Annotated in this window: 10 protein-coding genes; 6 read left to right on the plus strand and 4 right to left on the minus strand. The window is 35.2% G+C overall.

All coding sequences use genetic code 11. The annotated features are described in order from the left end of the window. Positions 1-585 precede the first annotated feature (585 nt). On the plus strand, positions 586-1,023 hold the full coding sequence (locus tag D5R40_RS26150) for a DoxX family protein (protein ID WP_124143926.1): 438 nt from the start codon (positions 586-588) through the stop codon (positions 1,021-1,023). A gap of 952 nt (positions 1,024-1,975) precedes the next feature. Next, positions 1,976-2,806: a metallophosphoesterase gene (locus tag D5R40_RS26155; protein ID WP_124143927.1), complete on the plus strand. Its 831-nt coding sequence runs from the start codon at positions 1,976-1,978 to the stop codon at positions 2,804-2,806. Between the two features lie 349 nt (positions 2,807-3,155). On the opposite strand, the gene D5R40_RS36075 is transcribed toward D5R40_RS26155, so the two are convergent. From D5R40_RS36075 to msrP, 4 genes are all read right to left on the minus strand, one after another. Then, positions 3,156-3,317: a hypothetical protein gene (locus D5R40_RS36075; RefSeq protein WP_161564391.1), complete on the minus strand. Its 162-nt coding sequence runs from the start codon at positions 3,315-3,317 to the stop codon at positions 3,156-3,158. A 537-nt stretch (positions 3,318-3,854) separates the two neighbouring features. Continuing rightward, positions 3,855-4,313, minus strand: a complete 459-nt coding sequence (locus tag D5R40_RS26160; RefSeq protein WP_124143928.1) for a hypothetical protein — start codon at positions 4,311-4,313, stop codon at positions 3,855-3,857. 129 nt (positions 4,314-4,442) lie between these two features. Further along, the gene (locus D5R40_RS26165; protein WP_124143929.1) at positions 4,443-4,637 is read right to left on the minus strand and encodes a heavy-metal-associated domain-containing protein; all 195 of its coding nucleotides are present in this window, start codon (positions 4,635-4,637) and stop codon (positions 4,443-4,445) included. A gap of 429 nt (positions 4,638-5,066) precedes the next feature. Continuing rightward, positions 5,067-6,053: a protein-methionine-sulfoxide reductase catalytic subunit MsrP gene (msrP, locus tag D5R40_RS26170; RefSeq protein WP_124143930.1), complete on the minus strand. Its 987-nt coding sequence runs from the start codon at positions 6,051-6,053 to the stop codon at positions 5,067-5,069. A gap of 1,076 nt (positions 6,054-7,129) precedes the next feature. Here msrP and D5R40_RS40085 point away from each other — a divergent pair. The 4 genes from D5R40_RS40085 to D5R40_RS41460 all read left to right on the plus strand — a co-directional run bounded on the left by D5R40_RS40085 (position 7,130) and on the right by D5R40_RS41460 (position 10,702). Then, entirely contained in the window at positions 7,130-7,672 is a 543-nt protein-coding gene (locus D5R40_RS40085) for a transposase (protein WP_240041657.1), read from the plus strand. A gap of 213 nt (positions 7,673-7,885) precedes the next feature. Next, complete coding sequence (locus tag D5R40_RS40090; protein WP_275670312.1) at positions 7,886-8,386, plus strand: IS200/IS605 family accessory protein TnpB-related protein; 501 nt, start codon at positions 7,886-7,888, stop codon at positions 8,384-8,386. A gap of 88 nt (positions 8,387-8,474) precedes the next feature. Then, the gene (locus tag D5R40_RS26180) at positions 8,475-10,544 is read left to right on the plus strand and encodes a serine/threonine-protein kinase (RefSeq protein ID WP_124143931.1); all 2,070 of its coding nucleotides are present in this window, start codon (positions 8,475-8,477) and stop codon (positions 10,542-10,544) included. A 29-nt stretch (positions 10,545-10,573) separates the two neighbouring features. Further along, positions 10,574-10,702, plus strand: coding sequence for a hypothetical protein (locus D5R40_RS41460; RefSeq protein WP_275670309.1), 129 nt, complete (start codon positions 10,574-10,576; stop codon positions 10,700-10,702). Positions 10,703-10,953 lie beyond the last annotated feature (251 nt).

The following is a 10,953-nucleotide window of genomic DNA, read 5'->3' on the forward strand; positions in this document are numbered from 1 at the left end:
GTATTTTAGGCGCATAGTTGGGCAGAAAAATCATTCTTACAATTCTTACTCCTACCTCCTCTAAGTACCCATTTATCCTGTCTTCCCCTCCTGGGAGGGGTTAGGGGTGGGTTGTCTCCTACCCTCACCAATAAGACTTTTTCAGCAAACCCTAATTATTAATTATTAAGGGGTAATAGGAAATAGAGAATTGGGGGTATAAAAAACAAAAACTGAGGATTATATAGCAATCATAAATCATTTGTAAAAAATCTAATGATATATAAAAACTCTGAAAATTTTACCTCTATTCCTTGTTCCTTCTTAAGGGTTCTCTAAATTCAAAAATATTTTTACCCGCAACTGAAATAGGATTTCTATATCATATCCGTTTAATAGCGCGATAAAAAACTTCCTTCTTCTTCCCTCCTGACTCCTGACCCCTGACTCCATCGTTATTTATTAAGTATTCAACCGGACATGATATTAGCAAGAGAAAGTTTTTAGAACGCGAATTAAGCGGAGATAGTATTATGATAAATTTAGAGTTATATCTGAGAACCTAGTGCCAATATTTGTAGAGACAAATCTCACAGGAATGACAGAATGAATAACATTGAAACTCCAATTTTTCTCAAACGCAAAGATGTAACTTTAGCCTATACATTATTAAGAATAGTATTTGGAATCAACTTTTTTGTACATGGTCTAGTCCGAATTGGAAATATGGGAGGATTTATCCAATCAATGGTAGATAGATTTCAAGAACTAGCACCAAGTTTTGTGATTATACCATTTGCTGCTTTAACTACTCCTGTAGAATTAATTTCTGGGTTTCTAATGATAATTGGGCTGCAAACACGGAACGCAATTATTACAGGTTTTCTATTAATGATGCCGTTAATGTTTGGAGTTTGTTTATTACAACAGTGGGATATAGCATCTTCTCAACTTATTTATTGCCTAGTTTTTTTCATACTTTTAGCTGGTTGTAGTCTAAATACAATTTCTATCGATCGACTTATTCACAATAGAAATTCCTAAAAAAATAGAAATAAATAATCTGAGGAAAGAGAAGGTAAGGAGATTTTATAGAATGTTCCTAGAAGGGAAAAAAGGTTTGTTCATTTGCTATAAATGTCTAATATAGCAGAAGAAGGAAGGAGATTTTAGTTATCTAGGAAAGAAGGAAGAAGCGAAGGAAAAAAAATATTGCGTTGTTTGAGTTTTAAGCTTTTGATATGTTCTAAACTTTACTTCGACTGCTATATTATTTGATTTAATTAGGGTTTGCTGAAAAAGTCTTATGGGTGAGGGTAGGAGGACCGAGTCAGGAGACAACCCACCCCTAACCCCTTCCAGGAGGGGAAGTCAGGAGAAATGGGAATTATAGAGGAGGTAGGAGGAAGAATAGTCCATTGATTTTTCTGCGCAACTATGCGCCTAAAATGCTAATTTTTTGAACCTAAGCGATCTCAAAGCTGGGACTTTTTTCAACTAAAAAATGCTAAAACCTTTATATGTCAATGCTTTTAGATTTAATCAGCAAACCCTAATTAAACCTAAAATTTTGCTAAAAAATCTCTATTTTTCTACCCCTAGACTTAGATAATTAATCTTGTCAAAATGCCATATTCCTAAACCTGCGAACCTATAGAAGCCATTTGGTATCTATTTAAGAAGTTACAAGTTCAATACCCATCTGGGTTTTATGATTCTGGCAGTCATTTTTCATAATTTTTCGGTTTCCTGAACCCTTATAGTTGTTAGGCTCCTTAAAACGGCTTTCCTGAAGCCTTTGTATTTCAATAAAAGATACGCTTAGGGGTTCTATCAGCTGTTATGCATATAAACGACTTATTATTGTGTGCCTCGTTAAAGGTAAAACTCTTATTACTTCTAACTTTTGACTTGCTAATACGCATTTTAAATGCATATTAACTTATTCTGGTTTGCTATGCTATAAGCGCCTTAGTGTAGTAATAGTTTATGTACCATGCACAGGATATTGACAGGCCAATTGCAGGTAGATTACTTGACCCTGAAAATTACTGGGTTGCCTAATCATTTACAAGGGACAAAACTCGTACACTTGACCGACTTCCATTATGACGGACTGCGACTATCCGAACGGTTGCTTTCTGAAGCGATCGCTATTACCAATGAAGTCGAACCAGATTTAATTTTACTTACAGGTGACTTTATCACAGATGAACCTGCACCTATATATGATTTAGTGTTGCGATTGAAATATCTCGAAAGTCGTGCTGGTGTCTATGCTGTACTCGGTAACCACGATGAAGAATATCCAGGTGCCAGGGATAAAGTCATTGACGCTTTTACTCGTATAGACATTCCTATTCTGCTGAATCAAGTCGTCTATCCTCTGGGTTCAGGTTTAGCTTTAGTAGGGTTAGAGGACTATTGGTCTAGTAACTTCAAACCAACTGCAGTCATCGAATCTATAGATGAAACGGTTCCTCGGATCGTCTTATCCCACAATCCCGATACCGCTAAAGTATTACAAAAATGGCGTATTGACCTACAACTGTCTGGTCATACTCACGGGGGTCAGATTAGGTTACCATTTATCGGACCTCTACCTCAATATCGAGAACCTGTTCGCAGACTCATACCTAAATTTTTACGACCTTTTGTACCATTCATGGATAAGTGTCACAGAATAGTTGAGTATTGGGAATGGTCTCAGGGGTTGCATCAAATTGGAAATAACTATTTATATGTGAATCGTGGTTTAGGAACTTATTTTCCAGGTAGGTTATTTTGCCCACCAGAAGTTACAGTAATTACCTTGGAAACTAATTAGAGTATTTAATATACTCTATTTTTTTTAGGGTATTAATTTTGACTGACAAATTTGCCGAGATGGGTTTAATACTTATGTTTAAATCCACCTCAATTTTTTTTGTCGCATTGTTTTATATCATGTCCGTTTAATAGCATTCAGAAAAAACTTTCTTCTCCTCTTATACCAATTATTAAAAGTAATGCTATACTTAGGCAACACTTCAGTTATTAAGTTATTAACACTAACTTTATCATTTATTGCTAATTAGGGCTTGCTGATTAAATCTAAAAACATTGACATATAAAGACAAGTGCCTTTTTTTTTGTCAAAAAAAGTGCGCCTGTTTCAGCTCTTCATGCTCAAAAAGTTAGTATTTTAGGGAAGAGCTGGGCAGAACAATCTTGAGACAATTCTTACTCCTACCTTCTCTAACTTCCCATTTCTCCTGTCTTCCCCTCCTGGGAGGGGTTAGGGGTGGGTTGTCTCCTGTCTCCTGTCTCCTACCCCTGCTAAAAGACTTTTTCAGCAAACCCTAATTAGCAGTCCAGTTAATGTTAATTATTCTTATGTTTACTTCTCCCTCACTTCCCTACTCCCCTACTCTACTACTCAATAAAATGTAGAAAAGTTTTTGAGAAATGGTATTATTTCTTCTTCCCTCTTCACTCCTGACTACTCCGTTGTTATTTATAAGTATTCAACTGGAAATGATATTATTCATCAGAAAATTCTAATAATTTATCTAAAAATTTTTGACCAAAAAATAAGGTCAATAGCCTCCCCTTTCAAGGGGATGAAAAAAAATCAAGTTCAATATTTCAAGTCTCTGACTTTAACTAGAGGTACTGATAAATGATAAATGATAACTGATAACTGAAATGACCTGCTTTTTCTAAGCTTTCATCAAGAGAAAATATGAGAGTACCCAAGCACACTTTACTTTTAAGAACAAATTGATTTATGGGATGAATTAATTTGTGAGGATAAACCAAGACTGCTGAATAACAGTTTTTATAAGTTGCATAAGCTACTACTTGATTAATATCAATTGTAGATGGTTTGTCATCTAACTTATATTTAGTATCAAGAATATAAACAACTTTACCAGTAATCGATAAAAACGTTGGTTTGGATGACTACGCAGTTGTGAAAGTAGCTCAAATATCTCATGATAAAAAGGATATTTAATAACGTCATTTTTTTCTAAATTACTGGTTTTTGTCTGAATATATTTTTGTGCTATTTGTGCAACTATTTTTTGGATATTTATGGATGAACATTGCTGATTCAACCAAGATAATGATTGCTTTTTTTTGATGTTTATATCATTGGATATTTCTTCATCAGTTTCATCTTGGTCATCTTCATCTAAATCAGACTCATAGTCATCTTGACTAAACTCTTTATATTCATCATCTTCTTCATTTACATAAATACTATGCCAAAGAGAATCAAACAGAATAGACTCACTTTTAAACCCAAATAGCAAAGCAGCAATTACTTCTGGATGACTCTCACTTGTCAAATAAAAAGCTTAAAACTCAGACAACGCAAGACTTTTCCTTCTTTGTTCTTCCTTCTGCTATAAAAAATCCTGGGAGTCTGTCCAAAGAAAGTCCCCCAGGTTACCAGCTTAGTTATAGCAAAATTTATTCTATTCAACTGTATGGCCAGCATCAACGATCGCTTGCTTAATGGACTCCTCAGATGCTTTGGTTTCCACAGTCACAATTTTTTGCTCCACATCCACTTGGACATCAGCTTCCGATTCCTGAGCTTTGATTGCTTTCGTAATAGTATCTGCACATCCACCACAAGCAATAGATGGTACTTTTAGTTGTATTGCCATATTAAAAATTAGTTAGGTTGTTACAAATTTTTAATAAGTATATAGCATTTCGATAGAGAATTAAGTACCCCTACAGTAGGGAACAGGGAACAGGGAACAGGGAACAGGGAACAGGGAACAGTGGGAAAAGCTTTTCTCTCTCTCAAATTCATAATCAATCTATGTTCTAACCAACTCGTTCCTTGCTATAGAGCTTCCAGATTTCAGATGAACAATAAAATTATATTTTTATCAACTATGTTTTCATCTTTTCTCCTACAAAAAATTCAGCTATGGCGTTTCTCAAGTTACTGAGGTACAGTTTTTTTTCTTCTTTTCTATTCCCTATTCCCTATTCCCTGCTATAGATATGCCAAATTTTAGATGAGGGATAAAACTATATTTTTCTCAACTAAACTTTCATCTTTTCCCCTACAAAAAATTCTGCTATTAACTATAAAGACTAGCAACATATTCTCCATAACCGTTATAAGGTAAAGTTGGGATTTTTTCCCAAGACCAACTCGCACCTTCACTTAATACTTTTTCAGTTGCTTGTGACCATCGAGGGTGAGGCACATTAGGATTAACATTTGCTTCAAAAGCATATTCATTTGGTACCAAAGTATTCCAAAATGTTGCTGGTCTTGACTCTATAAATTCAATTTTTACAATTGATTTTGCGCCTTTAAAACCATACTTCCAAGGAATAACTTGCCTTAATGGCGCTCCATTCTGTTTAGGTAATGATTTACCATACATTCCTACTGCAAAAAAAGCTAATTCATTAGCCATTTCATCTATTCTTAAACCTTCTGTATAAGGCCAGGGATAACCATTAGCCCAAAAACCAGGACCTTTAGTAATTTCTGCATCGTAAAAAGAGGTAAAACGAACATATTTAGCTTTTGATGTTGGTTCCACATCTGCCATTAATAATTTCATGGGAAAACCTAACCAAGGTATTACCATTGCCCATGCTTCAACACACCGAAATCGATATATTCTTTCTTCTAGAGGAAACTTTTTTTGTAGTTCATCTATGTCATAAATACGAGGATTTTTTACTAATCCTTTAACTTCAACTTTCCAATTTTCAGTGGGTAAAGCTTGAGCAGCTTGCCAAATAGATTTATTACCACCAAATTCATAGAAATTATTATATTTTGTGGCAAGAGCTTCGTCTGTTATAGGTCGGTCAACTTCAGAAAAGTTAGGATTAATTGTGAATTTACCAGTCATTGGTAATGTTACTGCTTCTGAAGTTAAAGATGTTTTGGAGTTTCGTCCACAACTGGTAAGAGTAGATAATGCAGTAGCACTTAAACCAACACCGATTAGACTTTTCATAAACCGACGACGGTTTAAATAAGTAGTTTCTGGAGTTATTTTTGTTTCAGGAATTTCCCAAGACTTTTTGATTCGGATTAGAGGCATGGTTAATTGTTAGTTATTATGAGGTTTTAACTTTAATACTAAAGATTGATGATTTTTTCATCCCTAGTTTATAATATATAGCAGGTTTATTTAATTTGCAGACTTCGCCATAAGAAGTTTGACCAAAAATCTTTTGTTTTAGGGAGTAGGGAATAGGTAGAGACATTGCATGCAACCTCTGTACAGAATAGAAAAGAATAAAAACAACTTTCATTAATGGATAATTGATAATTGATAATTACCTCTGGTTAAAACCTTTCTTGATTGAATATAAGGAGATATTATTTCTTTTTTTTCCCTTAAAAGGGGAGGCTTTAAACCATAATTATTTAATAATTAATAATTTGGTAACTCAGTAAACACTATATTTTTAGACTTAAAAATCTGTGGAGGAACTACGTTAAAAGTAATTAATAATGAATAATTACTTCTAAAATTTAGTCCGGGGACTTTGGCAATAGCTTTTATTTTTTCTCAATTTCTCAATTGCTTTTATTTTCCCCAAAATTAATGGCTGATAGCTAATAACTGATGGCTTAATGTTTAAAGCACTTCTGTTTTGTTTATGTAGAAAATATCTGGGAATTTGAAACCAGTAACTTTTACTTTTGTCGAACAAAAATTCACCAAATAATGGGCGTTAAAAGAAAGAATAATATATCTCTTGCAAAACTTTTAATTGAATCAATTCAAGAGATGAAACCAACAATTTTATCCCCCTATTCCCTATTCCCTGACTTCTGCAAGAAGTCTAATGATAATAATTTTATACTTTATCTTTTCTTTCGCGGGTTTATTAATTAATATAGAATCCGGTTATATAGTATATGTTTATAACTCTATAATTACTTCAATCACCCCCACTCCCCTACTCCACTACTCCCCTACTCCCTCCTGCCTTCTTCAAGTTTGTAGCTAAAATCTAAGAAATACTATCATCACTAACTTTCGGTAAGCAGGAAAAGTTCCAGTTTTAACAGATTGATGGAAACTACCCGACAGGTTTTAACCCGTAATTACCTTGGCAGTTTGATATTGTTTTGCTAGTATAAATGTTATAGCGTAAAAACTATATTATGTACCTAACCCAAAGAAACAAAATCAGAAATTTGTCTAGCCAGGAATTTAAAGCTTTAAAACAATTGTGCAGATTATCGAAAAATATGTACAATGTAGGGCTGTATTCAGTAAGACAATTTTATTTTGCTGAAGGCGGGTATTTACGATATGAATCAAATTACCATCACTGCAAAAATAATGAAAATTACCAATTACTCCAAACCGATATTGCACAGCAAACTTTAAAGGTTGTAGACAGGTCTTTTAAATCTTTCTTTGGGTTAATACAAAAAGCAAAAGAAGGGCTATATAGATTTGAAAAAATACGAATACCTAGATATCTAAATCAAGAAGGGTATTTTCCTTTAATAATACCTCGAATAATAATAAAAAACGGGTATTTTAATATCCCGATGTCTAGAAAATTCAAGGCTGAATATGGTGCGGTAAAAATACCCTTTCCTCAAGGATTAGTTTTAGTTAATAAAAATCTAAAAGAAGTCCGTATAATTCCAAGATTTAATGCTAGTTTTTTTGAGGTTGAATTTATCACAGAATAAATCCCAAAATCAGGAGTAAAATCTAATAATGCACTAGCTATTGACCTTGGTTTAGACAATCTAGCTACTTGTATATCAAATACTGGGTAATCGTTTATTCTAGACGGTAGAAAGCTGAAATCAATCAACCAGTGGTACAACAAAGAAAATGCTAGATGACAATCTATAAAAGACAAGCAAAGCATTAAAAAATTAACCCAAAAACAAATAAGTATTACAGTTAATCGAAACAACAAAGTTAGAGATTACTTAAACAAAGCAGCTAGATATTTAATTAACTGGTGCAGAGATAACAATATATCCCATATTGTTGTAGGCGTTAACCCAGGTATGAAACAAAATATCAATCTAGGCAAAAAAACTAATCAAAAGTTTGTACAAATACCACACAATATTTTTAGGTTCAAACTACAATCTATGTGTAATAGATATGGTTTGACTTATCAAGAACAGGAGGAGTCTTATACATCTAAAGCTAGTTTTCTAGATCATGATGAAATACCTGTGTTTAATGCCAATAACCCGGTTAAACAAAGTTTTAGCGGTAGACGGATAAAGCGCGGTTTGTACAGAACCAGGCAAGGAAAATTGATAAATGCTGACGTAAATGGCGCTGCAAATATTGGAGTCAAAAGTAACCTGAATGGGTTTAACCCAGACAGACTAGAGGCATCTTTGGCTATGCCGTTAAGGGTAAAATTTGATGTGAGGTAAAGTCCGTCAAATTTATGACCCTTAAGAATCCACACAACTTTTAGTCCGTGGAGTGTCAAAGAAAAAATATGCTAGTTGATTGCTGATTATGAATCCTCGCATCAATTCTCACAGCCAAAATCCAGAAGACCCTGACAAGAAAATTGTCATAAAAAATGAGACAATAGGGGGAATATCCAACTGCCCCCCTATACTCAAAGAACGCTACCAAGTCATCAAACCCTTAGGCGAAAGCGTCTGGAGCCATACATTTCTAGCCATTGACCAAGACAAACCTTCCAAACCGCCGTGTATAATTAAAGAGTTTGTCAGTCTGGACGACAGAAAAGACCTAGTTTTTCAGGGTCAAGAAGTTATTCCGACCTTTAGTTGTAACCCAGTACAACTAGACAAAATCGGTAAACATCCCCAGATTCCAGAACTATTAGCCTCTGTCGAACATGATGGCCACCGTTATCTCGTACAAGAGTATATCGAAGGCCGTGATTTGGCCACAGAACTCATAGAAGATGGTGTCTTTAGCGAACATAAAATTTGGCAAATATTAAATCAGTTGTTGCCAGTCTTGGAGTTTATCCACGACCATCACCTGATTCATGGAGATATTAAACCAGAAAATATTATTTGTCGGACAAAACCAGGGACAAATACTCAAGAATTTGTATTAGTCGATTTTGGTGTGACAATTTCCGCTACTGGAGATTTATTATCAATAGGGAGTATTAATGGTTCTGCTGAATATGCCGCCCCAGAACAAACAAAAGGGAAAGTCTACCCCAACAGTGATATTTATAGTTTGGGAGTAACTTGTCTCTACCTATTGACAATGGTTTCACCCTTTGAACTATTTGATATTAAAGCAGATAAGTGGGCGTGGCGAGACTATTTAAAACATCCCATTAGTCGCCATCTCGGTCGGATATTAGACAAAATGGTACAGCGAGACCATCGTCAACGGTATCAGTCTGTAGCAGAAGTTATTAAAGATATCAAATATGGACCAACACCAGTAGATGTTATCCTACAGAAACCACGGTGGACTGTAACTGCTTGGGGAGCAGCAGCGATCGCTCTATTATCTTTAGTTATTAGTTCTCGCTTACCATCTCCCCAAACTCAGCCATTATCTTCATCCACTAATATTCCTAAGTTAGAACCAAGGTCTCCTCAACTAAAAGTAGATGATTTTGACTCTAGTATTAGTACCCTCCCTCCCATATCTCCATCTACGGGAATCATAGACCGACTTTCTCCACTACAAACTTTAGCGACCACTTCGGGCCCAGTTTGGTCAATCGCAGCTAGTCCTAATGGTCGTATTATTGCCAGTGGTAGTACGAATGGAAATATTCAACTGTTACATCTGCGTAGTGGTAAGAAGCTGGGTAAATTATCAGGACATGATGGACCTGTGTGGTCTGTTGCTGTTAGTCCCGACGGTCGTACTTTAGTCAGCTCTAGTAGTGATAGCACGATTAAAATTTGGAATATCTACAGTGGTACTTTGAAAAATACATTGTATGGTCATCTTAAGGATGTGTTCTCTGTAGCTATTAGTCCAGATGGAAATACTATTGCCAGTGTGAGTAAAGATAAAACTATTAAATTGTGGGATTTGAATAGTGGTCTACTTTTATATACTCTTTATGGACATTTAGACGAGGTTCAGTCTGTTGCTTTCAGTACTGATGGTCAGACTCTGGCTAGTGGTAGTAATGATGGTACTGTTAAGCTATGGGATTGGCGTTATGGTAGATTGTTACGCACACTCAGAGGACATGATGGGCCTGTATGGTCTGTTGCTATTAGCCCAGATGGTAAGACTTTAGCTAGTGGTAGTTGGGATAATACGATTAAACTTTGGGATTTGGACAGTAATCGTCCCCGACGAGTTGTTAGGCGCTCTCAACGTACTTTGATGGGTCATTCAGAGAAAGTACAGTCTCTGGAGTTTAGTCCTGATGGTAAGACTCTAGCTAGTGGAGATTTTGGCGGTACGATCAAACTCTGGAAAATTGATACAGGTGGTTTGGTAGGAACTCTGAAGGGACATTCGGCTTGGGTGAATTTGACTTTTGACCCTCGAGGCAAAACTTTGATTAGTGGTAGTTTTGATGACACGATTAAGGTGTGGCGCTTTTCTCCTTATAGGTTCTAGTTTGTTTTAACCACAGCTATTATAAATATTTGAATCTGAGCGATCGCTACTTTTGTCAGTTTTTCTCTGGGCAAATAAAAGGCGATCGTTTATTATTAGATTTCTCCAGAAGTAAGAAGGAAGAAGGAAGAAGGAAGAAGGAAGGACTGAAGGGCTGAAAAATCTGGCGTTGTCTGAGTTTTAGGCTTTAGTAAGAAGAAAGAAGGAAAATCTGAGGTTATCTGAGTTTTAAGGTTTTGATATATCAAATGCAGTAATGGCGACTGCTATAAAAAGCATTTTTCGTGCTTTTTTTCAGAAAATTTCTTCTCTGTTACCTTTTCCCTACTTCTGTAAAAATTATCTTATTTTTCACCTCTATGTCTATTGATTAAGCAAAATATTTCTCATTATCTACAAATCTGAAATC

The sequence above is a fragment of the Okeania hirsuta genome (assembly GCF_003838195.1).
Taxonomy (GTDB): domain Bacteria; phylum Cyanobacteriota; class Cyanobacteriia; order Cyanobacteriales; family Microcoleaceae; genus Okeania; species Okeania hirsuta.

Coding starts and splice junctions, on each gene's coding strand:
- D5R40_RS26150 (WP_124143926.1), top strand. CDS start 586: ATGAATAACATTGAAACTCCAATTTTTCTCAAACGCAAAGATGTAACT.
- D5R40_RS26155 (WP_124143927.1), top strand. CDS start 1,976: ATGCACAGGATATTGACAGGCCAATTGCAGGTAGATTACTTGACCCTG.
- D5R40_RS26165 (WP_124143929.1), bottom strand. CDS start 4,637: ATGGCAATACAACTAAAAGTACCATCTATTGCTTGTGGTGGATGTGCA.
- msrP (WP_124143930.1), bottom strand. CDS start 6,053: ATGCCTCTAATCCGAATCAAAAAGTCTTGGGAAATTCCTGAAACAAAA.
- D5R40_RS40085 (WP_240041657.1), top strand. CDS start 7,130: ATGTACCTAACCCAAAGAAACAAAATCAGAAATTTGTCTAGCCAGGAA.
- D5R40_RS26180 (WP_124143931.1), top strand. CDS start 8,475: ATGAATCCTCGCATCAATTCTCACAGCCAAAATCCAGAAGACCCTGAC.